A 25,263-nucleotide genomic window follows, 5' to 3' on the forward strand; every position below is an offset into this window, starting at 1 on the left:
CCCTGCGATTTGGATGAATTTACGCTTCCCTGCCTTGCTGGATCATCCGGCTGCTGCTAAATAATTAACAGCGCCGGAGGATCATCTTTCTGTCATCTTCCTGTGTCACAGTCAGTCATAACCCCCATCAGTGATTAAATGTTTAGCAGTCAGATGTTCAGTGTTAGGCCAGCGCTACGCGCCATTACGTGCGACGTGACTCCAGGGACAGCATTTGAGGAACTGAATGAAGCAAATCATCCGCGGTGATAAAGAACCCTCCCATATCCTGGCAGCGACCCGTGCGCTCGAAGCGCACTACGCCCGCTACGGAGAAGGTAATAAGTACCATCCCATCATCTATTCCATCGCCTACCGCAGCCGGTTTTATCAGGTTGAGGTGATTACCCGACGTGAAACCATGGTTGCCACGGTGATCACCGGGGTTCGTAATCTGACGCATCTCTCCGGCGCCGCCTGACGGCCGCCTGTAACATCAGGGGGCAGAACTTGCCCCCGTACCCCTGCTTAGCGTCGATAGAGAGCGTTAGCCGGATAGATTGCGCCAATTACGCTTTTCTCCCGTGCGCCTGTCACCGCAGGCAGATTGCCCGGCAGGCCGGAGAGCGTGCGAAATGCCAGCCAGGCAAACGCCAGCGCTTCCATGTCATCACCACTGATACCCGCCGCATCGGTGGTCGCCACTTCCGTTCCGGGAAGGTGCGCCGCCAGCCGCGCCATCAGCAGTGGATTGCGACTGCCGCCGCCGCACACCAGCAGACGATCGCAGCCATCATTGAGTAACACCTGCTGTGTGATGGTGATGGCGGTCAGCTCCACCAGCGTGGCCTGCACATCCTGCGGTGCCAGACCCGGGAAATAGCGCAGATGCTGCTCCAGCCAGCCCAGGTTGAAGTGTTCGCGCCCGGTACTCTTCGGCGGCGGCAACGCAAACCAGGGTTCACGTAACAGCGCCTCCAGCAGTGCCGGGATCACCGAGCCGCTGCGCGCCCACTGCGCATCTTTGTCATACGGCTGTCCCTGATTCCGCCAGATCCAGGCGTCCAGCAGCATATTGCCGGGACCGGTATCGAAGCCGCGTACCGCCTGTCCCGGGATCAGCAGCGAGAGATTGGCGATGCCACCAATATTCAGCACCATGCGGCGTTCCGTGGCATCCATCAGCAGCGCCTGATGAAAAGCGGGCACCAGCGGCGCGCCCTGCCCGCCCAGCGCCATATCACGACGGCGGAAATCGCCCACCACGGTGACGCCGGTTGCCGCGACAATCTGGTTATTGTCACCAATCTGCAGCGTATTCGGCGCGTCACTCTGGGGCTCATGCCAGACGGTCTGACCATGACAGCCAATCGCCGTGATATCGCTGGCATCCAGCGACTCGCGCTTCATTAATGTCACCACGGCTTCTGCAAACAGCTGGCCGAGGCGGGTATCAAGCTGACCGAGCTGTGACAGCGTCAGGGATTGTCCCTGGCAAATCCCCAGAATGGCCTGACGCAGTGCAGATGGCATCGGATGGCAGTAACTCGCCTGCTGCGCCACCATATTCCCATCAATGGCGGCCAGCACCACATCCACGCCATCCAGGCTGGTGCCTGACATTACCCCGATATAGCGTCCTGATTTCATAACCATTCCTTACTTCCGGCGGGAAGTGCGATTCATCTGCGGCTAGCCTGACAAATAATGATCGCTAATTCTATGATTAAATTCTTTTTATCCGATCGTGCTAACCAGTTACGTTACGGGACTATTTTTAAACGACGATTGAATTATTGTTGATCTTACATAGTCTATGCTTCGTCCAACCGTGTTTTATTCGGACAGGGATTAATTTGCCAGTTTTGTGTCTTATACTGTGTGCAGGATACAGCGATAAACGTGGCGCCTTCTCGACTAAAGGAGTTTCAAATGATTAAGCGTGTAATTGTGGTCGCTCTGGCCGGTGCGATGCTGGCAGGTTGTAGCAATACCAGTACGCTGTCGGGTGATACCTACAGTGCCAGTGAAGCGAAGCAGGTGCAGAGCGTGTCGTACGGTACTCTGGTCTCTGTGCGTCCGGTGAAAATCCAGGGCGGTGATGAGAGCAACGTCATCGGTGCAATCGGCGGTGCGGTACTGGGTGGCTTCCTGGGTAACACCATTGGTGGCGGTACCGGACGTAGCCTGGCGACAGCCGGTGGTGCGGTGCTGGGCGGCGTAGCAGGCCAGGGCGTACAGGGCGCAGTCAATAAAGCCGATGGCGTTGAGCTGGAAATCCGCAAGGATGATGGCAACACCATCATGGTGGTTCAGAAGCAGGCTGCCTCACGTTACTCCGTTGGCCAGCGTGTAGCGATGGCGTCCAACGGCAGCCAGGTGACGGTTTCACCTCGCTAAGGCTGCAAAACAAAAAACCGACGCGCAGGCGTCGGTTTTTTTATTTCTCTTTGTGCTGAAGTTCGAGAATGTTTTTCTCAAGCCGGGCGATCAGCGTCACCATCTGACTGATCTCTTCCCGACTGATGCCGGACAGAATGTCATCCCGCGTCTCATCAATCACACTCTCAACCTGTTCGATAATCGGCTCAGCCTGCTGCGTGAGCTTAATGCGCTTGGCACGACGATCGTTGGCGCAGGTCGACCGGGTAATCAGTCCTTTCTCTTCCAGCTGATCCAGCGTCCGCACCAGAGAAGGCTGTTCAATACCAATCGCCTTGGCTAACTGAATCTGCGACTGTTCGGGCGGCAGTTGATGAATATTATGCAACGTCACCCAGTGAGTCTGAGTCAGCTCAAGCGGCTTGAGCCGCTGATCAATCAACGCGCGCCAGATGCGCACCAGGCGAGATAAATCCGTTCCGAGGGGCGTATCCATTTCATCTCCTTATAATTAGCTTGCTAGCTATCAAGCCAGATTTTACACTATTCTGCGAGTTTACAGGACAAATTACAAATCCCGGACCAGGCTACGATTACGCGGCAGCGCGTTCAGTCTGCCGTTTGGGTTAACGAAGGATGTTATCACGTGCTCACTCCTGCTTTTTCAGGTGCGAAACCGCTAACCGATCTGGTCGTGGGCGCCTCGCTTTTTTTCCCGCCGATATTTAAAGCGGTACTGCTCGGCTTCTTTTTCTGGCTGCTGATTCACCCGCTGGTGCGCGGCTGGATCTACTCCGGCGATGTCTGGCATCCCACCCTGTTTGATCTCTCTCTGTTTGTGCTGTGCGTTACCGCCGCACTCTGGCTCATCGGTCACGGATAATCGATATGAAATTTAACGCGGTAAAATATTTCTCAACGCTGATTGTGTTTGCGCTGGCGCTGCTGGCTGCTGGCTGGCTGTGGAACTACTACATGCAGTCGCCCTGGACGCGTGACGGGAAAGTACGGGCGGAGCTGGTGGATATCACGCCCCAGGTGTCGGGCCGGATTACGCAACTAAAAGTCAAAGACAATCAGTTCGTGCATCAGGGCCAGCTGCTGTTAACGCTGGACCCGGTGCCATGGCAGATTGCGCTCGACAACGCTGCCGCTCAGCTCAGCAAAGCGCAGGCGGACCTGGCGAAAGCGCAGCACGAATATCACCGGCGCAGCAGCCTGCCGCGCAACATCATCTCCGCCGAGGATCTTGATGCGGCACGCTTAAGCGCGGAAGCCGCCGCCGCCAGTGCCAAAGCCGCGCAGGCGGAGCTGGAGCGGGCGCGCTGGAATCTGCAGCAAACGACGCTTACTGCACCGACTGATGGCTGGATCACGAATCTGACACTTCGTCCCGGCAACTATGCGACAGCGGGATCGCCCCTGTTTGCGCTGGTCGACAGCCACTCTTACTACGTCTTAGGCTATTTCGAAGAGACCAAGCTGCGCCATATTCACACAGGCGCGGCGGCGCAGGTGGTGCTTTACAGTAATGGCATGCAGCTGCAGGGCCAGGTGGACAGCATTGGCCGCGCTATCTATGACCAGAGCATTGAGACTGACAGCGGCCTGGTGCCCGATATCAAACCCAATGTGCCCTGGGTACGGCTGGCGCAGCGGGTGCCGGTGCGCATTCGTCTCGATACGCTACCGGTTGATGCCAATCTGGTGGCAGGCACCAGCTGCACCATCACCATCCAGCCATGAATGTTCAGTGGCTGGCCTGGGATCAACTGCCCTGGATTAAGGCGAACGCCGGTCAGTGGCGCTATGCGTTGCGGAATGCTATCGCGATGTGTCTGGCGCTGAGCATCGCCTATGGCCTGGATCTTGATGAACCTTACTGGGCAATGACCTCTGCTGCGGTGATCAGCTTTCCTACCGTTGGCGGCGCAATCAGTAAAAGTCTTGGCCGCATCGTTGGCAGTCTGCTTGGGGCGAGCGCCGCGCTGCTGATTGCCGGACATACCCTGAATGAACCCTGGCTGTTTACCTTTGCGATTGCCGGCTGGCTGGCGTTGTGCACTGGCATTGCAAACCACTACCAGAACAACGTTGCCTACGCCTTTTCGCTGGCGGGCTACACCGCCGCTATTATCGCCTTCAGCAGCGTCAATATCACTGATATCACCTCACTATGGACGATCGCCCAGGCACGCGTTTGTGAGGTGATCTCCGGTATTCTTTGCGCTGGATTGATGATGATGGTGCTGCCGAGCACCTCCGATGGCGAAACGCTGATTACCTCCCTGAAACAGATGCATGCGCGATTGCTGGAACATGCGGTGTTACTGCTGCAGCCCTCGACCAGCGACACCATTCGCACCGCACATGAAAACGTCATCAGCCAGATCCTGACCATGAACCTGCTGCGGATTCAGGCGTTCTGGAGCCACTACCGCTTTCGCCGACAGAACAACGTCCTGAACTATGTGCTGCACCAGCAGTTGCGACTCACCAGCGTGCTCTCCAGCCTGCGCCGCATGTTGCTGAACTGGCCCGACGCGCCAGAGGCGCTGTTTGAGGCGCTGCAGCAACTGCTGGCGGAGCTGGCGAAACCGGCGTGTGATAAATATCGTCTGGCGCAAATCCTGCGTAGCGTGACGCCTGCGGCAGAGGGGGACTACCGGCAGCGCGCCTTTTGTCAGCGGCTGCGCTACTTCTGCTGGATGTACCTCAACGTGCTGCGCTGGATCCGCCTGCTGGATCGCGCCGATGCCGATACCCGCTTTCAGCCGCCGCCGGTTCCGGCGCTGGCGCGTGACAGTGACAGTGCCGAAGCGGGCTGGAGCGCCCTGCGCACCTTCTGTGCGATTGTACTGGGCTGCGCCTTCTGGATTAATACGCAATGGTCTTCCGGGGCCTCGGCGCTTACCCTGACCGCTATTGCCTGCGTGCTCTATGCCTCTGCCCCTTCACCCGGCGGCAGCGTCACGCTGCTGCTGAAAACGCTGCTGTGGCTGTTTGCATTTAGTTTTGTGATGAAGTTTGGCCTGATGGTGCAGATCGGTCAGCTATGGCCGTTTTTACTGTTTCTGTTTCCGCTGCTGGTGACGCTGCAACTCTTCAAACTGCAGCAGAAACAGCGCGCCGGGATGTGGGGACAGTTCATCGTCTTTATGGGCTCGTTTATCGCGGTGACTAATCCGCCCACCTGGGATTATCAGGACTTTTTTAACAATAACATCGCCAAAGTCTGCGGAGTGCTGCTCGCCTGGCTGGCCTTTCAGATTTTGCGGCCCAGCTCCGATGCGCGGCGCAGCCGGCGGCATATCCGGGCGCTGCGGCTGGCATTTCTCGATCAACTGCGGCAACGGCCACGGCTCAGCGAGAGCCGCTTTGAATCGCAGATTTACCATCGCATCAGCCAGCTCAGTCACAGCCGGGATGAGCAGGCGCGTGTCTGGTTACTGCGCTGGGGAGTGGTGCTGCTTAACTGCTCGCATATCGTCTGGCAGCTGCGTGAATGGCGCGCCGGTTCAGCAACGCTGATGGCGTTTCGCGATAACAGCCTGCAGAATTTGCAGCAGATTATCAGCAGCCGCGGCGTACGGCACATTTCGCTGGATCAGATGCTGACGGAACTGGAAGCGACGATTACCGCGTTACTGGCCCTGAAAAACAACGAGGCCAGCGAACTGGCGGGGATTATCTGGCGGTTACGCTGTTCACTGGCACAGCTGAAGCAGGCTGTGCCGGAGTGATTACTGGCAATACTGCTGCTGTTGCCGGTTAAAATCATCCTGCAGCTGTTGCAGCGTTTTATGGCCCTCAAAACGGGTTTTATCCATCTCGGTCATCGGTTCAATCACCAGCGCTTTCTCATCAGGTGAAAAGATAAAACGGCGTGTCAGTTCAGTGCCGGTGAAACTCTGACCATGAATGCCACCGCACACCATAGTCATGGTGCGGCGATAGATCGTGGTGTCAGTAAAATTGGTTTCAGTTGCGCTGCGAAAGACCTGATCGCATCCCTGCGCTTCCAGCTTGCGCACCATGTGGCGGCTGAGCCATTCACGACCTTTAGCAATCTTTTCACAGGTGACCCGCATCGGACTGGTATCGATGGTGCGCTGAAGCTCCCGTCCGGTTTCAGTGACCAGTTGCGTATCATTGGGTTTATCGCATCCCACCAGCAGCAGACACAGCAGTAATGCGCCCTTGAATTTCATTTTCCTGCTCCTTTCCCCATCACGCTTTCTTACCTGAATCAATATCATAGGGGGGAAATGTCAGGGATGGTATAACAATTCATAAACAGGCGGGATAAAAAAGGGCGGCTATCGCCTGCCGCCCGGAAATTCAGATAACGCCGCAGGCATAACGCGCTCCGCCGCCGCCCAGCGGGGCAGGATGATCGGCATGATTATCCCCGCCAGCATGCACCATCAGCGCTTTACCTTTGATCTCTTTCAACGACTTCAGCCGTGGTGCCAGCACCGGATAGGAGGCGTTGCCTTTCTCATCGACATAAATCGCGGGCAGGTCGCCCAGATGCCCTTCAGCATAGGGCCCCAGATGTTTGCCGCTGTTAGCCGGATCAAGGTGACCGCCTGCCGCACCGGCAGCGACCACTTTGCCTTCAGATTCGCCTGGCTCACAGCTGCCTTTAGCATGGACATGAAAACCGTGAATGCCCGGCTTCAGTCCCTGCAGTTCCGGCGTAAACTGCAGACCATACTGGGTCTCGTCAATCTTAACGGTGCCCAGCGATTTTCCTGTTCCTTCAGCGGTAACCTGATGGATCGTAACCTGCTCGCTGGCAGCCTGTGCTGAGCCGCAGGCGATTAGGGCAAAAAGCGCAACTGCTTTCATTTTCATGGTGACTCCATTTGTATCCCAGGGTTTGAGATAAGTCTGGCCGCTGTTGCACTATTTTGCCGAAGATTGACGCAGTTTTACGCTTCAGGGCACATCAAATCCCAGCGCCGCTTTTCGAATACGGAACCACTGCTGCCGGGACAGGGACAAATTCAGTGACCCGGCGGCTTCGCTGACCCGCGCCGCTTTGCCTGAACCAATGATGGGCAGCGGTTGCGACGGCAGCATCAGTATCCAGGCATAAACCACCTGTTCCAGACTGGTCGCACCGGTTTCCTGCCGCACCACCTCCAGTTCATTACGCAGTGGCTGGAAGTGAGGATCGTTAAACAGGCGTCCGCCGCCGAGACAGGACCAGGCCATCGGACGAATGCGCAGTTGCTGGCACTGATCCAGCGAACCATCCAGCAGCACGCTTTGCTGGACGGGTGAAATCTCCAGCTGATTCGTGACCAGCGAGAACGGCAAACGGGATTGCAGCAGTGAAAACTGGGATGGCGTGAAATTCGAGACGCCAAAATGCAGCACTTTGCCGCTTTGATGAAGTGCCATAAAGGCTTCGGCCACTTCATCGGCCGACATCAGCGGATCGGGGCGATGGATCAGCAGCAGGTCGAGACGATCGGTATGGAAATGACGCAGTGAGTTTTCAGCACTCTGCAGGATATGATTTTTGTCGGTAATGTAGTGCCCAATCTGATGTTCAGGCCGGGCGCGGGTAGCGATGCCGCACTTGGTCACAATCTGAAGCTGATCGCGCAGTCCGGAAGCCAGCTTCAGCGCCTCACCAAAAGCCGCCTCACATTGGTAGTCGCCGTAAATGTCCGCATGATCAACGGTAGTAATGCCGAGCCTCAGATGGTGCTCAATAAACGCAACCCGCTCCTGCGGCGACATGCCCCACTCCATCAGACGCCAGTACCCCATAACCAGCGGTGAAAAATCGGGGCCCTGTAAAGCGATGGCCTGCGGTTCTAACATGGCGTTCTCCCTGTTGCGCGTTGGCTGTAATTAATGTGTCAGAGAGTATAACGGAAAGCGGAAAGTCGTCAGAATAACTCCGGCTGTTGTGGCTCAGGTGGCTCCTCACCTTTCTGCTGCCGCTGCAGGCGCAGACGACGCTGCTGACAGAGACGAATGACCCCCCGCTTTTGCGCATCGCTGAAGCGCAGCCAGTTGAACCGCTCATCGCGGCTGCGTAAACATCCCAGGCAGTAGCCGCGCGCATCCGTCTGGCAGATGCCGCGACAGGGGCTGGGAACCGGGAAAAACTCAAGCTGCTCGGCCACCATGACTCCGGATTCACAGAATAAACAGTCCAGTAAAAAGCGTAGCCTGGTTGCGCAGGAATTAAGCCATGCCCCGTCAGAATTATCCTTTTCTTTAGCGGGTGCATGAACACTCTGTGCCAAATGCCCGGTGCCGCGTTGCATTAGACCAACCGGTCTACTACTCTCTCTGCCATGAATAAGACGCTACAACGCAATGAAACCCGCGAACACCTGCTCCAGACAGGTGAACAGCTCTGTCTGCAACGCGGCTTTACCGGAATGGGCCTTAGTGAACTGCTGACTCAGGCGGCGGTGCCCAAAGGGTCCTTCTACTATTACTTCCGATCTAAAGAAGCGTTTGGTGTGGCGTTACTGGAACGCTACTTTGTGCGTTACCTGCAGGATGTGGAGTTACAGCTCAACCAGACAGACGGCACGCCGCGTGAACGTCTGCTTAACCATTTTCGTGCTGCCGTTGAGCTGTTTGTGCAGCAGGGTCACATCGTTGGTTGTCTGGGCGTGAAAGTTTCTGCTGAGGTGTGCGATCTCTCTGAGCCGATGCGTGATGCACTGCAGCAGGGTGCAGCAAAGATTACCGCGCTTTATGCCCGGACGCTGATTGCCGCAGAGCAGCAGGAGTCGCTGAGCCTGCCGCAGCCCCCCGCGCAGATGGCTGAGTTGCTGTCGCTGCTGTGGCTGGGCGCCAGCCTGCAGAGCAAAATTTCCCGCGAGGCGCAGCCACTGCGTCTGGCACTGAGTACCATCGAGCAGTGGCTTAAAAGCCACTGATTTTTAAAAAACGTGTTTGTAGACGACTGGTCTACTAATCAGGAGCTATTATGGCGAGTACCCAGCTGTTTCGTCCGCTGAAAGTTGGCGCAATTACCGTCCCAAACCGCGTATTTATGGCACCGCTGACCCGTCTGCGCAGCATTGAGCCAGGCGACATCCCTACCCCGATGATGGCGGAGTATTACCGTCAGCGCGCCAGCGCCGGTCTGATCATCACCGAAGCAACCCAGATTTCTTTCCAGGCAAAAGGCTATGCCGGTGCGCCAGGCCTGCATACTCAACCACAGATTGCCGCATGGAAAGTGATTAACGAAGGTGTCCATCAGGCGGGCGGTCACACCGCAGTACAGTTATGGCACACCGGCCGTATCTCGCATAACAGCGTGCAGCCGGAAGGCAAAGCACCGGTCGCGCCATCAGCCATTGCTGCGGGTACGCGTACGTCACTGCGTGCTGAAGATGGCAGCGTCTATCGCGAAGACACGTCTGTACCGCGCGAACTGACCGTGCCTGAGATCCAGCAGATCGTAGCCGATTTTGGTCAGGCTGCGGCGAACGCACGTGAAGCAGACTTCGACCTGCTTGAGCTGCACTCCGCGCATGGCTACCTGATGCATCAGTTCCTGGCGCCGGGTTCAAACCAGCGTACTGACGAATATGGCGGCAGCATCGAAAAACGCGGTCGCTTTGCGCTGGAAGTGGTCGATGCGGTGATCGCTAACTGGTCTGCCGATCGTATTGGTATCCGCGTCTCGCCTATCGGCAGCTTCCAGAATCTGGACAACGGTCCGGACGAAGAAGAAGCGGCGCTGTGGTACATTGGCGAGCTGGCAAAACGCAACATCGCCTATCTGCATCTCTCAGAGCCAGACTGGGCCGGTGGTCAGCCTTACACCGACGCATTCCGTCAGAAAGTGCGTGATCTCTTCCCGGGTGCCATCATTGGTGCCGGTGCCTACACCGTTGAGAAAGCAGATGATCTGATTGGTCGCGGTCTGATCGATGCGGTTGCGTTTGGTCGTGATTACATTGCTAACCCGGATCTGGTTGAGCGTCTCCAGCAGGATGCCCCACTCAACCCACAGCGTCCGGAAAGCTTCTACGGCGGCGGCGCGGAAGGTTATATCGACTACCCGACGCTGTAATCCGTTTGGGCTGCCGTCCGGGACGATGACGGCAGCCATTATTCAATGGCGATTTTCGTCGCTATACTTAGCGCCTGGGTCATCCGGCGATGGCGTTTTATTTAAAAGAGGATGTTATGCGTTTACTTCATACCATGCTGCGCGTTGGCGATCTGCAACGTTCAATCGATTTCTACACCCGTGTGCTGGGCATGCGCGTGCTGCGTCAGAGTGAAAACACCGAATATAAATATACCCTGGCATTCGTGGGCTACACCGACGAAAGCGAAGGTGCGGTGATCGAGCTGACCTACAACTGGGGCGTTGATAAATATGACCTCGGTAATGCTTATGGTCATATCGCGCTGGGCGTCGATGACGCAGCAGCAGCCTGCGAACGTATCCGCAAAGATGGCGGCAATGTGACCCGTGAAGCGGGCCCGGTCAAAGGCGGCTCCACCATTATTGCCTTTGTTGAAGATCCCGATGGCTACAAAATCGAACTGATCGAAAACAAAGATGCCGGTAACGGCTTGGGCAACTAAACCTGCCTCTCAGCCTGCCTGATCAGGTGGGCTGAATCCCCTTCTCTGCGCTTCATCTGCTGCACCCGGCCCTGTTTTTTGCCATAATACGCGCTGCCCTTTTTCTGCAACGAGATCCTGATGTCTGAATCGAATTCCCCTAATGCACTCAATCAACGTTTCCGTGGCTTCTATCCGGTGGTGATCGACGTTGAAACCGCGGGTTTCAATGCGCAAACCGATGCGTTACTGGAAATTGCCGCTATCACGCTGAAAATGGATGAAGAGGGATGGATTCAGATTGATCAGACGCTGCATTTCAACGTCGAACCCTTTGTCGGCTCGCTTTTGCATCCGGAAGCGCTGGCCTTTACCGGTATCGATCCGAGTAATCCGCTGCGCGGCGCAGTCAGTGAATATGAATCACTGCATGCCATTTTCAAAATGGTCCGCAAGGGCATTAAAGACAGCGGCTGCAATCGCGCCATTATGGTGGCGCACAATGCCACGTTTGATCTGAATTTCATGTCGGCGGCAGCAGAACGTGCCAGCCTGAAGCGCAACCCGTTTCACCCGTTTGCCACCTTTGATACTGCGGCCCTGAGCGGACTGGTGCTGGGTCAGACGGTGCTGGCGAAAGCCTGTATTGCGGCGGGAATGGAGTTTGACAGTACGCAGGCGCATTCTGCGCTCTATGACACTCAGCAGACAGCGACACTGTTCTGCGAGCTGGTAAACCGCTGGAAACGGTTAGGCGGCTGGCCACTGCCCTTCGCCGAGGGCGACGCAGACGCCTGCGCCTCCGCATAAGGGATGCCACAATGAAAAAGGCCGACATGATGTCGGCCTTTTTTTATTCTGCTTCTTTAAACTTTTCTGCAGTCTCTTTGATCAGTGTCTGCAGCTCACCACGTTGTAACATCTCAACGATGATATCGCATCCACCAACCAGCTCACCATCGACCCACAGCTGCGGAAAGGTCGGCCAGTTAGCGAATTTCGGCATCTCGGCACGAATGTCCGGGTTCTGCAGAATATCCACGTAAGCAAAACGCTCACCGCAGGCTGACAGCGCCTGCACCGCCTGTGCAGAGAAACCGCAGCTTGGCAGTTTCGGGGAACCTTTCATGTACAGCAGGATCGGGTTTTCTGCGATCTGGCGCTGAATTTTTTCTACAGTACTCATAATTGCCTTCCTTAATTCGTTACTTCGTGTTTGTTTATTGTAGCGACTTCGCAGCGTGACTGAAAACGAGATTTTACCGCTGTCCGATTAAATCGCCATCATTGTTAAGTTCCGCCTCGGGACGCCTGAATGCCTGATTATTAACAGCTGGTAACAGTTTAATAATTCGTAATAATTTCGTCGAGATAAGATGCTGAAAATGTTCATTTTCAGCGCGATTGCATGGGTTGCAAAGATTAATATTAAAAGGCATTACAGTTTTTAAAAGAACTGGACTAGAATGGCCTGGGCACTGATCCTGGATCAGATTAATCTCAACTTTGTCGCGGTGCGTAGTGGCCCTGACAACTTAACTAATCAACGGACTATGCGTTTAATCATTACGCTTTTCATGCTGGCCTTTGCGCAACTGTTTTTCAACGTCGCTGCTGCTTCCCCGCACACGCCGGTGAACGTCAGTACGCATAAAGCAGAAAAAAAGAGTGCGCGCGATGATGAGCGCCGCAAGCGTCGCCAGGTAAAAACGGTGACCAAAAAAACTCGCCTCAGCCCTGTTCAAAAACTCAAAACGAAAAAACAGAAAAAAGTCGAACTCACTGCTAAACAGACGCCTGCTAAGAAGACCTCGCTTAAAACCGCCCGTATCAGCAAAAGCAAAGAAAAAAATAAAGAAAAAAAACGCTATGGTCATCAGCGCCTGCTGAAAACCGCTGAGGTCACCACCAGCGAACCTGGCACGATTAAAATGAGCAAATCACACCGTCAGCGCTACCAGAAAGCGCGAGAAACCGCGATGACGAAGCTGATGGGACAGCTGGGTAAACCGTATCAGTGGGGCGGCACCTCACCACATACTGGTTTCGATTGCAGCGGTCTGGTCTGGTATGCCTATAAAGATCTGGTGAAGTTTAAGATCCCGCGTACCGCTAACGAGATGTATCACCTGCGTGACGCAGCACCGATTAAGCGTGAATCGCTGGAGAAAGGCGATCTGGTCTTCTTCCGCATTAACGGTCGCGGTACGGCGGACCACGTCGGCGTTTACCTGGGCGATGGCAAGTTTATTCAGTCGCCACGTACCGGCAAAGATATTCAGATCAGTGCATTAGGCGAAGATTACTGGCAGCGCCACTATATTGGTGCCCGTCGGGTGATGACGCCGAAAACCATTCGCTGAGCAGCACTACAGTCCGAAAAAAGCCGGGATTATCCCGGCTTTTTTTATTAGTGCAGAATGGCGGTAAAACTGAAAGCCACAATCATCAGCAGACAGCCGACAGTGGTCATTAACGCCAGTTTAAGATCGGTACTCATTGTTTGCTCCTTAGTCACACACTTTGTAGGGATATGGCATTTTCCCACAGGGTCCGGTAAAAATCTCGTTTTATCCGTTCAGCCTTGTTAGAATCTCGCCTTTGTTGCGCAACGCGTGCAACCCTGATTCCGTTTGCGCATCTTTTGAGGCGTTTTTTCTCCGCCTGAAGCCTGTTTACCGGCCAGAAAAGCCGCATTTTTGCGGAAAAAACCCTGAGCAGACGCAAACGTTTAACATTACGCTTATCATAGAGTTAGGTAAGCACTGGAGTCCGATTTTCATGGCAACAATTAAAGATGTGGCGAAACGCGCTGGCGTCTCAACGACCACCGTTTCGCACGTCATCAATAAAACCCGCTTTGTCGCTGAAGAGACGCGCGAGGCGGTCTGGCAGGCAATTAAAGAATTGCACTACTCGCCGAGCGCTGTAGCACGCAGTCTGAAAGTAAACCACACCAAGACGCTGGGTCTGCTTGCCACCTCCAGCGAAGCGCCCTATTTCGCTGAAATTATTGAGGCGGTTGAAAATCACTGTTTTGATAAAGGCTATACGCTGATTCTGGGTAATGCGCATAACGACCTGCAAAAACAGCGCGCCTACCTCAGCATGATGGCGCAGAAGCGTGTCGATGGCCTGCTGGTGATGTGCTCTGAGTATCCGGACGATCTGCTGCAGATGCTGGAAGAGAACCGCAATATCCCGATGGTGGTGATGGACTGGGGCGAATCGCGCGCCGACTTTACCGATACGGTTCTCGATAATGCCTTCCAGGGCGGCTATCTGGCGGGACGCTATCTGATTGAACGCGGACACCGTGATATCGGTGCCATTCCGGGTCAGATGGAGCGCAATACCGGCGGCGGACGCCATGCCGGTTTCCTGAAGGCACTGGAAGAAGCGGGAATTCAGCCGCGCGCGGAGTGGATTGTGCAGGGTGACTTTGAGCCAGAGTCGGGCTATCAGGCGATGCAGCAGATCCTGTCGCAAAAGCAGCGCCCGACCGCCGTCTTCTGCGGCGGCGACATCATGGCGATGGGGGCCATTTGCGCCGCCGACGAGATGGGTCTGCGCGTGCCGCAGGATATTTCGGTAATCGGTTATGACAATGTGCGCAACGCACGCTATTTCGCCCCTGCCCTGACCACGGTGCATCAGCCTAAAGCCCAGTTGGGTGAGAAGGCGCTGGATATGCTGCTCGACCGCATCACCAGTAAGCGCGAAGTGTCACAAACGATTGAAGTCCATCCGACGCTGATTGAGCGCCGTTCAGTGGCCGATGGTCCGTTCCGCGACTATCGCCGCTAATCCTCGCTTAACCACTCCTGATTAAGCGTTTGCGCATCACCCAGATAGCTGAGCAACCAGCCTGTCGCCGGTGATGCGCGATCCTCGGCCCAGCTAACGCAGCAGGGGCTGTCCGGAAATGCTACCGGAAGCGTTAGCTCCACCAGCTCGCCACTGTCGAGCAGTGGCCTGGCCAGATGCCCCGGCACCATCGCCACGCACAAGCCCGCCTGCACGCATTCCAGTCCGGTTTGCCACTCCGGCACCACCAGCCTGCGCTGGTTATCCAGCGTCCATGTCATACGACGCGGCAGTGCGCGTGATGTATCTTCCAGCACCAGGGACGGCCAGCTACGCAGCGTGTCGTCATCTATCTGGCTCGCCTGCGTCAGCGGATGATCGGGCGCGACCACGCAGCGCCAGTTGAGCGTACCCATATCGCGAAACGCAAACCGTCCGCCCACCGGAATTGCCTGGGTGGCCCCAATCGCAACTTCCACCCGGCCATCGGCCAGCGCATCCCAGACACCATTAAAAACTTCATAGCTGATGATCAGCTCCATATCGGGGAAGTGGCGATAGAAATCTTTGACCAGCTGCCGGGTGCGCTGAGGTTTGGCGATACGGTCAACGGCAATGCTGAGCTGCCCGCGCCAGCCATTGGCCAGCTGCTGACACTGCCGCCGTGTAGCAAGCATTTTTTTGATGACGCTGCGCCCTTCCCGGACAAAATGTTCGCCTGCTGGCGTCAGCACCACTTCACGATGCTGGCGTTCGAACAGCGGCACCGCCAGCCAGTTTTCCAGCTGACGCACTGTATAGCTGATGGCAGAAGGTACCCGATGCAGCTCCTGCGCGGCTGCGCTGAAGCTGCCCCCTCGGGCAACCGCGTCAACGACCTCTAATGCATATTCTGACCACATAATCTGCCTTCAAAAATTTTAACAGCAACCGGCAAATATTACCGTTTCACAGCGGCAAACGCACCTTTTACACTCTGCCGCGTTTATCCTGCAAAAATGAGAATGAGATGCTGTCGAATAAAGGATTTATGCCCTATCTTGCCCTGCTGAGCATGCTCGGCTTTTTAGCCACTGACATGTATCTGCCCGCCTTTGGTGCGATGCAGCACACCTTTAATACCTCGCCCGGCCTGATTAGCGCCAGTATGAGCCTCTTTCTGGGAGGCTTTGCCGTGGGTCAGCTTTTCTGGGGACCGCTCTCCGACCGCATCGGCCGTAAGCCGGTGCTGCTGGCCGGACTGACCCTGTTTGGCGTCGGCTGTGCGGGCATGCTGTGGGTGAATGATATTACTCTGATGCTGGCGCTGCGCTTTGTGCAGGCCATTGGCGTCTGTGCTGCCGCCGTGAGCTGGCAGGCATTGGTGGTGGATCGCTACCCCGCCGCGCGCGCCAACAAAGTCTTTGCAACGATTATGCCGCTGGTTGCGCTCTCCCCGGCGCTGGCCCCGTTGCTGGGTGCCTGGCTGATCGGTCACTTCCACTGGCGTTCGATTTTTCTGGTGCTGACACTGATTGCGGTGGCGTTGATTCTGACCACCCTGCGTCTGCCCACAGTACGCCCGGAAGCACGCGAAAAAGGAGCACAGCCCGGCTTTCTCACCCTGCTGAAATCCCGGGTCTACAGCGGCAACGTGCTGATCTACTCTGCCTGTTCTGCCAGCTTCTTTGCCTGGCTGACCGGATCGCCGTTCATTCTGGCGGATCTGGGTCTCTCGCCCGCCGATATCGGCCTGAGTTATGTACCCCAGACCCTCGCCTTTTTAATCGGTGGATTTGGCTGTCGCGCCCTGCTCAACCGCTTTAACGGCGCACAGCTGCTCCCCTGGCTGTTAGGCGTCTACAGCCTGAGCATTCTGGCGCTGTTTGCTGTTGCACTTGCAGGCAACAGTACGCTGGTGAGCCTGATGGTGCCGTTCTGTGGGATGGCGCTGGCTAACGGCGCAATTTATCCGATTGTGGTTTCCAGTGCGCTGACGCCCTTCCCGCACGCCACCGGTAAAGCGGCCGCATTGCAGAACACCTTACAACTCGGACTCTGCTTCGCTGCAAGCCTGGCAGTCTCTGCCGGATTAACCCAGGCGCTGTTTACCACTACGCTGATAATGACGGTAACGATTCTGCTGGCGCTACTCGGTTACGCCATGCAGCGTACCGCAAGCGCACAATCTGTTGTTGCCTCTCCGCAACCTGCCTGCCAGGATAACCAGTGACACATTGACTTTTTCGTTAGCATCCTAACAATAAGTCATTGAATATTGACCCGCGTGAGAATATACTCATTCGGGTCAACAAACCTGTAATAAATCAATAATATACTAACGTAATAATCTGATTGGCACCCTGTTGCCGGGACGGTATTCGCGCGCGTTATTCTTAGCCTGACCGACCTGCTGCAGGCTATTCCAGTCCTCTGTATCACACAGTCAACCGGTGTGCGGAATCATCCGTACCGTTTCTCAATGCCTGACAAAATTGACTACTCTTTGTTCAGGTTCAGATTGGACAGGTGGTGGAAAAGCTATGAGTTCATCTTATGCAGAAGCAGTGAGCACTGAAGAAAACCAGTGGTATCGCATCGTCCACGAAATGCTGGAAAAAGCGGATATTGAAATTAATGGTTCACGTCCCTGGGATATTCATATTAATCATCCCGGCTTTTTTAAGCGTGTTCTGCAGGTAGGATCGCTTGGGCTCGGTGAAAGCTACATGGATGGGTGGTGGGAGTGCGACCGGCTGGATATTTTCTTCCATCAGGTGCTTAAACATAAACTCGATCAGCAACTCCCGCATCACTTTAAAGATACGCTGCGCATCGCCGCTGCCCGCTTAACCAATCTGCAGTCGAAAAAGCGGGCCTGGATTGTCGGTAAAGAGCATTACGACCTGGGTAACGATCTCTTTTCACTGATGCTTGACCCCTATATGCAATATTCCTGTGGCTACTGGAAAGAGGCCACGACCCTGGCGACGGCGCAGGAAGCCAAGCTGGATATGATTTGCCGTAAATTAGCGCTGGAACCGGGAATGTCGCTGCTGGATATCGGCTGTGGCTGGGGCGGACTTGCGGAATTTGCCGCACGTCATTATGGCGTTAAAGTGCATGGCGTGACGATTTCCGCCGAACAACAGAAACTGGCGCAGCAGCGCTGTAGCGGATTAGATGTCACGATTCTGTTGCAGGATTATCGCGATCTGAATGAGCAGTTTGATCGCATCGTTTCAGTAGGCATGTTCGAGCATGTCGGGCCAAAGAATTACGCCACCTATTTTGATGTGGTTGATCGTAATTTAAAACCTGATGGTATTTTCCTTCTTCACACCATTGGCGCGATTAAAACCGATATGAGCGTCGATCCCTGGATTGACAAATATATCTTCCCTAACGGCTGCCTGCCTTCCGTGCGTCACGTGGCGGATGCCAGCGAGCCGCATTTTATTCTGGAAGACTGGCATAACTTCGGGGCCGATTACGACAAAACGTTGATGGCCTGGCATGAGCGCTTTTTGCAGGCCTGGCCGGCGCTGGCCGACAACTATGGCGAACGCTTTAAGCGAATGTTCTCCTATTATCTCAATGCCTGTGCCGGTGCCTTCCGGGCGCGCGATATTCAGCTGTGGCAGATTGTGTTCAGCCGCGGTGTTGAGGGTGGATTACGGGTGGCGCGATAGGGAGTATAAAAGCTGGTAATTACGAAGGCGCTTTCCCGGCCGAAGACCTGAAAAGAAAGGTCTGTTTTGCTTTAACAGGGAGCGTTGCGCACGAAACGGGGTCAGATCGGAAAGTCGCAAAACCCGTCATCCCTGACATGTTCGGCCCGCGCGATTACGCACCTCATCCCTGAGGTGCGCCCGTTAACGGGCCAACACGTTGCGTTGTTCAAAAACGCCTGGCGTTTTTGTCCATAGCGCGAGACGCTTTCCTCTTCTGACCTGATTCCCTGCGCCCTGAGCTTTTATAATGCTGACAGATTAAAACCGATTTGGCTGCCTGCAGCGCTTACACGCCTTTTATTCATTCTCGGAGGCTGAATGGCCGGTCAGCATGCTCATTGCTGCCGCGGCATCGCGCTGTGCTAACACCCGCTCAACGGTCTCTACAATTGCCTGCGTGTGCGGATCGATCTCAATATTGACCCGGTCGCCAAACGTCTTCGTGCCCAGAGTGGTGCGCTCCAGCGTTTCCGGGATCAGATAGACACAGAATTTAGTCTTTGTCACATCGCCTACCGTCAGACTGATGCCGTCGATACCGACAAAACCTTTATGCAGGATATATTTCATCTGCATTGGATCCTGGATTTTAAACCAGACTTCGCGATTGTGTTCTGACTGGATAATCTTGCAGATTTCAGCGGTGGTCATAATATGACCTGACATCAGATGACCGCCTATTTCATCGCTGAATTTCGCTGCACGCTCAATATTAACCACATCGCCCTGACGTAAATCGCCAAGGTTAGTGACCCGCAGCGTCTCTTTAATTAAATCAAAACTGACGCAATCGCCTTCAATGGCCGTTACGGTTAAACAGCAACCGTTATGGGCAACAGATGCGCCCAGCGCCAGGCCCGGTAAGAGCTCTTCCGGCAGTCGGACAGTGTGGGTACGAAACAGTTCTTTTTCTTCAATGGACACGATTTCTGCGGTGCCCTGCACAATACCGGTAAACATAGTCTTTGCCTCTGCGAAGTTTACGCTAGTTTATCACAGCTCCGGTAGGCTGTTAGAATTCAGCCCGCACCGCCTCTGTAATCTGTGGCAAAACGCATTGTGTGACAAAGATTGGCGAATTCTGTTACCCCGGTTACACTGATGCGCGCTATTCCCAAGGGCTTTTCTGCCCTTTTAATTCATTTAATAAGTCAGGTGTTAACGTGCAGAAGTATTTAACAGAAGCGCGTCAATTGCTGGCCCTTGCGATTCCGGTCATCCTTGCTCAGGTGGCCCAAACCGCAATGGGATTTGTGGATACCATTATGGCCGGCGCAGTCAGCGCCACGGATATGGCCGCCGTTGCTGTCGGCACCTCTGTCTGGCTTCCGGCCATCCTGTTTGGTCATGGTCTTCTGCTTGCATTGACGCCCACCGTTGCGCAACTCAACGGTTCAGGCCGCCGCGAACGCATCGGCGAACAGATCCGCCAGGGCTACTGGCTCGCCTTTTTTGTCTCACTGCTGATTATGGTGCTGCTGTGGCACGCCGGTTATCTTATCCGGGCGATGCATGACATCGATCCCGCGCTGGCGCTTAAAGCCGAGGGCTATCTGCATGCCCTGCTGTTCGGCGCGCCAGGCTATCTCTTCTTTCAGGTGCTGCGTAATCAGTGCGAGGGGCTGTCGAAAACCAAACCCGGCATGGTGCTGGGCTTTCTGGGCCTGATGTTTAACATCCCGCTGAACTATGTCTTTATCTACGGCCACTTCGGCATGCCCGCGTTGGGCGGTGTCGGCTGCGGCGTGGCAACGGCATCGGTCTACTGGGTGATGTTTATCTGCATGCGCTTCTGGGTGCGCCGGATGGGCAGCATGCGCGATATCCGTATGGAGAGCCACTGGTCGCCGCCTTCGCGTCCGATTCTGAGCCGTCTCATGACGCTGGGATTGCCGGTGGCACTGGCGCTGTTCTTTGAGGTCACGCTATTTGCCGTTGTGGCCCTGCTGGTTTCACCACTGGGGATCGTGAATGTGGCCGGTCACCAGATCGCGCTGAACTTCAGTTCACTGATGTTTGTATTACCGCTGTCGCTGGGCGTCGCAACCACCATCCGCGTCGGCTATCGTCTGGGTCAGGGTTCTACCGAGCAGGCAAAAGTCGCCGCCTGGACCGCTCAGGGTGTGGGCATCAGCATGGCAGCGCTGACCGCGATTTTTACCGTGACGTTTCGTCACCAGATTGCCCTGCTCTATAACGACAACCCTGAAGTGGTCACACTGGCGGCGCAGTTGATGCTGCTGGCAGCGATTTATCAGTTCTCGGACTCGATACAGGTGATTGGCAGCGGGATCCTGCGTGGGTATAAAGACACAAGGTCCATTTTCTTTATTACCTTCATCGCTTACTGGCTGCTGGGACTGCCCGCCGGGTATCTGCTGGCGCTGACTGACTGGCTGGTGCCCCGGATGGGGCCAGCAGGCTTCTGGTGCGGCTTTATTATCGGTCTGACCTCGGCGGCAGTCATGATGATCTGGCGCATCAGACGCTTACAGCGGTCACCTGCGGAAATCATTCTGGCGCGCGCGGCGCGATAACCGTAAAAGCGGGTTAATTATGGCCCGCGATGACGAAAAAAACGACGGTTAGCACAGTTGCTGCTCAGTCATGGCGAAAAAACTATTTTCCCCTTGCCAGGCTTCTGCGCTGCCGTTAATATTCGTCCCCGCTGTCGCCCTGACAGCATGTTGCGCTCTTAGCTCAGTTGGTTAGAGCACCACCTTGACATGGTGGGGGTCGATGGTTCGAGTCCATTAGAGCGCACCAAGTGCGTCCGTAGCTCAGTTGGTTAGAGCACCACCTTGACATGGTGGGGGTCGGTGGTTCGAGTCCACTCGGACGCACCAATATTCAGTATGCGCTCTTAGCTCAGTTGGTTAGAGCACCACCTTGACATGGTGGGGGTCGATGGTTCGAGTCCATTAGAGCGCACCACTTTCAGAATTTCTTCAGCTTGCGCAACTCTCCCTTTTATTGATCTGCATCGCTCCCCCCTCTGCTTTTTGATTGGTTTTCGCATACTTAGCGTCTATACTGTCCCGCGTTGCTTACTTGAAAGGTTTCAGCGATCACGTGCTTACTGCGATAACTCAAATGATTTGCGCAACAACAGCGTGGTGGTTACCAACCGTAACCACACAACTTCCCTGCACGCCTGGCCTTCGTCACCTATTCTTACTCAGTACTGCCCATTTCAGTCTCAATCAGAATTTTCACTTCGATGCGCTGCCATCGGATTTCGCCCTTATTCATCCATCACAACTTACAGAAAATCCGTCATGAAAAAGACTAAAATCGTTTGTACAATCGGCCCGAAAACCGAATCCGAAGAGATGCTGACTCAACTGCTTGAAGCGGGCATGAATGTTATGCGTCTTAACTTCTCTCACGGCGACTACGCTGAGCATGGTCAACGCATAACTAATATGCGTGCCGTCATGCAAAAAACCGGTCGTCAGGCGGCTATCCTGCTGGACACCAAAGGCCCTGAAATCCGCACCATGAAGCTGGAAGGCGGCAACGATGCGGCGCTAAAAGCTGGCCAGACCTTTACCTTCACTACCGACCAGAGTGTGATCGGCAACAGCGAACGCGTTGCGGTGACCTACCCGGGTTTCACAGCCGACCTGAAAATTGGTAACACCGTGCTGGTCGATGATGGACTGATTGGCATGGAAGTGACCGAAGTCACTGAAAATACCGTCGTGTGCAAAGTCCTGAACAATGGCGATCTGGGTGAGAACAAAGGCGTTAACCTGCCGGGCGTCTCCATCCAGCTGCCTGCTCTGGCTGAGAAAGACAAGCGCGACCTGATTTTTGGTTGTGAGCAGGGCGTAGATTTTGTCGCCGCCTCTTTCATCCGCAAGCGTTCAGACGTCCTGGAAATTCGTGAGCACCTGAAACAGCACGGCGGCGAGCATATCCAGATCATCTCTAAAATCGAAAACCAGGAAGGCCTGAATAACTTCGACGAAATTCTCGAAGCGTCAGACGGCATCATGGTTGCGCGTGGTGACCTGGGTGTTGAGATCCCGGTCGAAGAAGTGATCTTCGCGCAGAAGATGATGATCAAAAAATGTAATAAAGCACGTAAAGTTGTTATCACCGCGACGCAGATGCTTGATTCCATGATCAAGAACCCGCGCCCTACCCGTGCAGAAGCCGGTGATGTAGCGAACGCCATCCTCGACGGTACCGATGCAGTCATGCTGTCTGGTGAGAGCGCTAAGGGTCGTTATCCGCTGGAGTCGGTCACCATCATGGCGACCATCTGTGAGCGTACCGACCGCGTCATGAAGTCACGCATCGACAGCCAGAACGATACCCGCAAGCTGCGTATCACTGAAGCAGTCTGCCGTGGTGCGGTAGAGACGGCTGAGAAGCTGGAAGCGCCACTGATTGTGGTCGCGACCGAAGGTGGTAAGTCTGCTAAAGCCGTACGTAAATATTTCCCGAACGCCACCATTCTGGCACTGACCACCAATCAGACCACCGCACGTCAGCTGATCCTGAGCAAAGGGATCGAGACCCGTCTGGTCACTGAAATCGCCTCAACCGATGATTTCTATCGTCTGGGTAAAGAAGCCGCGCTGGAAAGTGGTTATGGACAGAAAGGTGATGTTGTGGTGCTGGTGTCAGGTGCATTAGTACCAAGCGGAACTACCAACACCGCCTCTGTACACGTACTGTAAAACTCTTTTTTGCCATTATTTTAAAGCGCCTTAATGAGGCGCTTTTTTTATTTCTACTTAAACCAAATCCCGGAAAATTCCAATCGAAAATAACTATTCAAATACTCTTAATATTAAGGTTAATCCGATTAAATCTCTCTGTTTTCGCTAAATTTTTTTATCATATTCTGGGATTCGCTGCTTCTTTGAGCGAACGATCAAATTTAAGCATCTTCTCATCAAAAATTTATTCTCAACTTAAAAAGCTTTGTGTAATACTTGTAACGCTACATGGAGATTAACTCAATCTAGAGGGTATAAATAATGAATCGTACTAAACTGGTACTGGGCGCGGTAGTTCTGGCTTCAACTATGCTGGCTGGTTGCTCAAGCAACGCTAAAATCGACCAGCTGTCTTCAGACGTTCAGACTCTGAACGCTAAAGTTGACCAGCTGAGCAACGACGTGAACGCAGTGCGTTCAGACGTTCAGGCTGCTAAAGATGACGCAGCTCGCGCTAACCAGCGTCTGGACAACCAGGCTCACTCTTACCGTAAGTAAGAGTTCTGGTTTAAAAATGGCGCCTTTATGGCGCCATTTTTTTTGCTCCGAATTCAGTGCCCTCCACAGACACTTATCCAGTCAGGGTTGAACCGCGTTACCCTCAGCCTGTGTCACCGGGCTATCAACCCCCACAGATGCACTCTCCAGCCCCGCAGGCGGCACGGTATCACTTTGCACCGGCTCGCCACTGCTGACCAGCACAGGCATGCCTGAGCGTCGCGTTAAGCTGGCTTTAATCAGCGCGCTATCACTCTTCTCACTCTTCATGAATTTCTTCAGGTCACTGCCGATCGCAATGGCCATGGTCTGTGGATCGTCTTTATCGTTACGCGACAGCGGCTGATGCACTTCCACGTAGCGTTTTCCATCCGGCTCCAACGCGTACTTAACCGGCTGATTGATGATCTGAACACGCATGCCTTTGGGGACGGCGTTGAACAGCGCTTCTATATCCTCTGAACGCAGACGGATACAGCCTGAACTGACCCGCATGCCGATGCCAAACTTCGCATTGGTGCCGTGGATCAGATACTGGCCGGTACCCCGTGCCAGACGCATGGCGAACTGTCCCATTGGATTATCCGGTCCGGCTGGTACCACGCCAGGCAATGTAATGCCCTCTCTGGCGTAGCGCTTGCGAATGTTAGCCGTGGGGGTCCAGGTCGGATTCGGGATTTTCTGGCTGATCTGGGTCACCATGACCGGCGTTGCCGCACCCAATTGGCCAATGCCGATGGGATAGACGATAACCTTATCTTCCCCTTTGGGATAGTAGTAGAGACGCAGCTCGGCCAGATTCACCACAATCCCTTCGCGTGGCGTGTCGGGCAGGATCATCTGCAGCGGTACCGTCAGTTGGGTACCCGCTTTGGGCAGCCAGGGATCGGTGCCGGGATTCGCCTCCAGCATGCCCAGCAGCCCGACCTGGTAGCGGGCTGCAATGGCTTCCAGTGGTTGTTTATCATCAGGAACCTGAGTCAGAACGTTTTCGCCAATCAGGCGACTGTCAGGCGGTGGCAGCGGGTATTCGGTGGCGAATGCGGGTGCAGAGAGCCCAAAGCAGGTCAGCAGCAATGCACCGGCTAAACGTAAAGCAGGTTTCATGCAATTTTCTCGTCAGATAAAAAAACAGACGCCGGATGGCGTCTGTCGAGTGTAACTTAGCTGAGGTTCTGAGCGGTATGGCGAATAGACCGAATCATCGCCTCCAGCCCCTGCGATCGGGTGGGCGTCAGGTGCTGCACCAGTGCCAGTTCGCCAAACCAGTGGCGCACATCCAGCGCCAGAATTTCAGCGGGTGGCAGGTTCTGATAGAGACTAAATACAATAGCAATCAAACCTTTAACAATAGCAGCGTCACTGTCACCTTCAAATGCGATGGAACCATCGGCCTGCGGGGTCATTCTAATCCACACCTGACTCTGGCAACCCGAAATCGCGTTTTCCGGCTGGTGTAACGTTTCAGAAGATTCCGGAAGCTTTGAACCCAGTTCGATAATGTAGAGGTACTTCTCTTCCCAGTTAGCGCAACGGTTGAAGTTGCGAACCAGTTTCTCTTTTTCAGGCAAATTTGCCAT

The 25,263-nt window shown here is 54.7% G+C and carries 28 protein-coding genes and 3 tRNA genes; 19 read left to right on the forward strand and 12 right to left on the reverse strand.

What is annotated here, in order from left to right; translation table 11 throughout:
• Positions 1 to 226: 226 nt before the first annotated feature.
• Positions 227 to 460 (forward strand): DUF4060 family protein, encoded by a 234-nt coding sequence (locus ACTJKZ_RS05795; RefSeq protein WP_013357724.1) that lies wholly within the window; start codon positions 227 to 229, stop codon positions 458 to 460.
• A 47-nt stretch (positions 461 to 507) separates the two neighbouring features.
• Here the strand turns inward: ACTJKZ_RS05795 and anmK are convergent, their stop codons facing one another.
• The gene (anmK, locus tag ACTJKZ_RS05800; RefSeq protein WP_161732563.1) at positions 508 to 1,629 is read right to left on the reverse strand and encodes an anhydro-N-acetylmuramic acid kinase; all 1,122 of its coding nucleotides are present in this window, start codon (positions 1,627 to 1,629) and stop codon (positions 508 to 510) included.
• A gap of 282 nt (positions 1,630 to 1,911) precedes the next feature.
• Here anmK and slyB point away from each other — a divergent pair, with 282 nt between their 5' ends.
• Positions 1,912 to 2,379: an outer membrane lipoprotein SlyB gene (gene slyB / locus ACTJKZ_RS05805; RefSeq protein WP_161732532.1), complete on the forward strand. Its 468-nt coding sequence runs from the start codon at positions 1,912 to 1,914 to the stop codon at positions 2,377 to 2,379.
• Positions 2,380 to 2,419: 40 nt separating this feature from the next.
• On the opposite strand, the gene slyA is transcribed toward slyB, so the two are convergent.
• Positions 2,420 to 2,857 carry a transcriptional regulator SlyA gene (gene slyA, locus ACTJKZ_RS05810; protein ID WP_010245551.1) on the reverse strand — a complete coding sequence of 146 codons (438 nt, stop codon included), beginning with the start codon at positions 2,855 to 2,857 and terminating at the stop codon, positions 2,420 to 2,422.
• Positions 2,858 to 3,007: 150 nt separating this feature from the next.
• Between slyA and ACTJKZ_RS05815 the strand changes: the two genes are divergently transcribed.
• The 3 genes from ACTJKZ_RS05815 to ACTJKZ_RS05825 are packed head-to-tail and all read left to right on the forward strand — an operon-like array spanning position 3,008 to position 6,104.
• Entirely contained in the window at positions 3,008 to 3,244 is a 237-nt protein-coding gene (locus tag ACTJKZ_RS05815) for a DUF1656 domain-containing protein (RefSeq protein ID WP_013357721.1), read from the forward strand.
• Positions 3,245 to 3,249: 5 nt separating this feature from the next.
• The gene (locus ACTJKZ_RS05820) at positions 3,250 to 4,107 is read left to right on the forward strand and encodes an efflux RND transporter periplasmic adaptor subunit (protein WP_222924100.1); all 858 of its coding nucleotides are present in this window, start codon (positions 3,250 to 3,252) and stop codon (positions 4,105 to 4,107) included.
• Positions 4,104 to 6,104 carry an FUSC family protein gene (locus tag ACTJKZ_RS05825; protein WP_440829355.1) on the forward strand — a complete coding sequence of 667 codons (2,001 nt, stop codon included), beginning with the start codon at positions 4,104 to 4,106 and terminating at the stop codon, positions 6,102 to 6,104. The genes ACTJKZ_RS05820 and ACTJKZ_RS05825 overlap by 4 nt, the downstream gene beginning before the upstream one ends.
• Here ACTJKZ_RS05825 and ACTJKZ_RS05830 read toward each other — a convergent pair whose 3' ends face one another.
• From ACTJKZ_RS05830 to ACTJKZ_RS05845, 4 genes are all read right to left on the reverse strand, one after another.
• Positions 6,105 to 6,572 carry a hypothetical protein gene (locus ACTJKZ_RS05830; RefSeq protein ID WP_161732538.1) on the reverse strand — a complete coding sequence of 156 codons (468 nt, stop codon included), beginning with the start codon at positions 6,570 to 6,572 and terminating at the stop codon, positions 6,105 to 6,107.
• Between the two features lie 130 nt (positions 6,573 to 6,702).
• Positions 6,703 to 7,221 (reverse strand): superoxide dismutase family protein, encoded by a 519-nt coding sequence (sodC, locus tag ACTJKZ_RS05835; protein WP_161732540.1) that lies wholly within the window; start codon positions 7,219 to 7,221, stop codon positions 6,703 to 6,705.
• Positions 7,222 to 7,305: 84 nt separating this feature from the next.
• A complete protein-coding gene (locus ACTJKZ_RS05840; RefSeq protein ID WP_161732542.1) occupies positions 7,306 to 8,202 on the reverse strand; it encodes an aldo/keto reductase in 897 nt (298 codons plus the stop codon).
• A 68-nt stretch (positions 8,203 to 8,270) separates the two neighbouring features.
• On the reverse strand, positions 8,271 to 8,510 hold the full coding sequence (locus tag ACTJKZ_RS05845) for a DUF1289 domain-containing protein (RefSeq protein ID WP_440829514.1): 240 nt from the start codon (positions 8,508 to 8,510) through the stop codon (positions 8,271 to 8,273).
• Between the two features lie 174 nt (positions 8,511 to 8,684).
• Here ACTJKZ_RS05845 and ACTJKZ_RS05850 point away from each other — a divergent pair, with 174 nt between their 5' ends.
• From ACTJKZ_RS05850 to rnt, 4 genes are all read left to right on the forward strand, one after another.
• Entirely contained in the window at positions 8,685 to 9,281 is a 597-nt protein-coding gene (locus ACTJKZ_RS05850; protein WP_222924102.1) for a TetR/AcrR family transcriptional regulator, read from the forward strand.
• 50 nt (positions 9,282 to 9,331) lie between these two features.
• Positions 9,332 to 10,429, forward strand: coding sequence for an alkene reductase (locus tag ACTJKZ_RS05855; RefSeq protein ID WP_161732546.1), 1,098 nt, complete (start codon positions 9,332 to 9,334; stop codon positions 10,427 to 10,429).
• A gap of 116 nt (positions 10,430 to 10,545) precedes the next feature.
• A complete protein-coding gene (gene gloA / locus ACTJKZ_RS05860) occupies positions 10,546 to 10,953 on the forward strand; it encodes a lactoylglutathione lyase (RefSeq protein ID WP_008926200.1) in 408 nt (135 codons plus the stop codon).
• A gap of 120 nt (positions 10,954 to 11,073) precedes the next feature.
• Positions 11,074 to 11,742 (forward strand): ribonuclease T, encoded by a 669-nt coding sequence (rnt, locus tag ACTJKZ_RS05865; protein WP_440829356.1) that lies wholly within the window; start codon positions 11,074 to 11,076, stop codon positions 11,740 to 11,742.
• A 43-nt stretch (positions 11,743 to 11,785) separates the two neighbouring features.
• Here the strand turns inward: rnt and ACTJKZ_RS05870 are convergent, their stop codons facing one another.
• Positions 11,786 to 12,121: a Grx4 family monothiol glutaredoxin gene (locus ACTJKZ_RS05870; protein ID WP_170933470.1), complete on the reverse strand. Its 336-nt coding sequence runs from the start codon at positions 12,119 to 12,121 to the stop codon at positions 11,786 to 11,788.
• 364 nt (positions 12,122 to 12,485) lie between these two features.
• On the opposite strand from ACTJKZ_RS05870, the gene ACTJKZ_RS05875 reads away from it, so the two are divergent.
• On the forward strand, positions 12,486 to 13,295 hold the full coding sequence (locus ACTJKZ_RS05875) for a C40 family peptidase (RefSeq protein WP_161736478.1): 810 nt from the start codon (positions 12,486 to 12,488) through the stop codon (positions 13,293 to 13,295).
• Between the two features lie 47 nt (positions 13,296 to 13,342).
• Here ACTJKZ_RS05875 and cydH read toward each other — a convergent pair whose 3' ends face one another.
• Positions 13,343 to 13,432 (reverse strand): cytochrome bd-I oxidase subunit CydH, encoded by a 90-nt coding sequence (gene cydH, locus ACTJKZ_RS05880; protein WP_095707274.1) that lies wholly within the window; start codon positions 13,430 to 13,432, stop codon positions 13,343 to 13,345.
• 281 nt (positions 13,433 to 13,713) lie between these two features.
• Between cydH and purR the strand changes: the two genes are divergently transcribed.
• Positions 13,714 to 14,739, forward strand: coding sequence for an HTH-type transcriptional repressor PurR (gene purR / locus ACTJKZ_RS05885; RefSeq protein ID WP_013357708.1), 1,026 nt, complete (start codon positions 13,714 to 13,716; stop codon positions 14,737 to 14,739).
• On the opposite strand, the gene punR is transcribed toward purR, so the two are convergent.
• Positions 14,736 to 15,641 carry a DNA-binding transcriptional activator PunR gene (punR, locus tag ACTJKZ_RS05890; RefSeq protein ID WP_161736477.1) on the reverse strand — a complete coding sequence of 302 codons (906 nt, stop codon included), beginning with the start codon at positions 15,639 to 15,641 and terminating at the stop codon, positions 14,736 to 14,738. The two genes, purR and punR, sit on opposite strands and share 4 nt — an antisense overlap.
• Before the next feature lie 107 nt (positions 15,642 to 15,748).
• Between punR and punC the strand changes: the two genes are divergently transcribed.
• Positions 15,749 to 16,951 carry a purine nucleoside transporter PunC gene (gene punC, locus ACTJKZ_RS05895; RefSeq protein WP_161736476.1) on the forward strand — a complete coding sequence of 401 codons (1,203 nt, stop codon included), beginning with the start codon at positions 15,749 to 15,751 and terminating at the stop codon, positions 16,949 to 16,951.
• Positions 16,952 to 17,261: 310 nt separating this feature from the next.
• Entirely contained in the window at positions 17,262 to 18,410 is a 1,149-nt protein-coding gene (gene cfa, locus ACTJKZ_RS05900) for a cyclopropane fatty acyl phospholipid synthase (protein ID WP_440829357.1), read from the forward strand.
• Between the two features lie 339 nt (positions 18,411 to 18,749).
• Here cfa and ACTJKZ_RS05905 read toward each other — a convergent pair whose 3' ends face one another.
• Positions 18,750 to 19,412 (reverse strand): riboflavin synthase subunit alpha, encoded by a 663-nt coding sequence (locus ACTJKZ_RS05905; RefSeq protein WP_161736474.1) that lies wholly within the window; start codon positions 19,410 to 19,412, stop codon positions 18,750 to 18,752.
• A 203-nt stretch (positions 19,413 to 19,615) separates the two neighbouring features.
• On the opposite strand from ACTJKZ_RS05905, the gene ACTJKZ_RS05910 reads away from it, so the two are divergent.
• The 6 genes from ACTJKZ_RS05910 (at position 19,616) to ACTJKZ_RS05935 (ending at position 23,683) form a co-directional block, all read left to right on the forward strand.
• Positions 19,616 to 20,989, forward strand: a complete 1,374-nt coding sequence (locus ACTJKZ_RS05910; RefSeq protein ID WP_161736473.1) for an MATE family efflux transporter — start codon at positions 19,616 to 19,618, stop codon at positions 20,987 to 20,989.
• A gap of 152 nt (positions 20,990 to 21,141) precedes the next feature.
• Positions 21,142 to 21,218: transfer RNA gene (locus ACTJKZ_RS05915), tRNA-Val, on the forward strand.
• Positions 21,219 to 21,221: 3 nt separating this feature from the next.
• Positions 21,222 to 21,298, forward strand: a tRNA-Val gene (locus ACTJKZ_RS05920).
• A gap of 11 nt (positions 21,299 to 21,309) precedes the next feature.
• A tRNA-Val gene (locus ACTJKZ_RS05925) sits at positions 21,310 to 21,386 on the forward strand.
• Between the two features lie 344 nt (positions 21,387 to 21,730).
• Positions 21,731 to 23,143, forward strand: a complete 1,413-nt coding sequence (pykF, locus tag ACTJKZ_RS05930) for a pyruvate kinase PykF (RefSeq protein ID WP_033732486.1) — start codon at positions 21,731 to 21,733, stop codon at positions 23,141 to 23,143.
• Positions 23,144 to 23,446: 303 nt separating this feature from the next.
• Positions 23,447 to 23,683, forward strand: a complete 237-nt coding sequence (locus tag ACTJKZ_RS05935) for a major outer membrane lipoprotein (protein ID WP_003853216.1) — start codon at positions 23,447 to 23,449, stop codon at positions 23,681 to 23,683.
• A gap of 81 nt (positions 23,684 to 23,764) precedes the next feature.
• On the opposite strand, the gene ACTJKZ_RS05940 is transcribed toward ACTJKZ_RS05935, so the two are convergent.
• Positions 23,765 to 24,790 (reverse strand): L,D-transpeptidase family protein, encoded by a 1,026-nt coding sequence (locus ACTJKZ_RS05940; RefSeq protein ID WP_440829358.1) that lies wholly within the window; start codon positions 24,788 to 24,790, stop codon positions 23,765 to 23,767.
• A gap of 56 nt (positions 24,791 to 24,846) precedes the next feature.
• Positions 24,847 to 25,263, reverse strand: coding sequence for a cysteine desulfuration protein SufE (gene sufE / locus ACTJKZ_RS05945; RefSeq protein WP_161736470.1), 417 nt, complete (start codon positions 25,261 to 25,263; stop codon positions 24,847 to 24,849).

Origin of the sequence: Pantoea sp. 22096 (genome assembly GCF_052045955.1) — a bacterium.
GTDB classification, from domain to species: domain Bacteria; phylum Pseudomonadota; class Gammaproteobacteria; order Enterobacterales; family Enterobacteriaceae; genus Pantoea; species Pantoea alfalfae.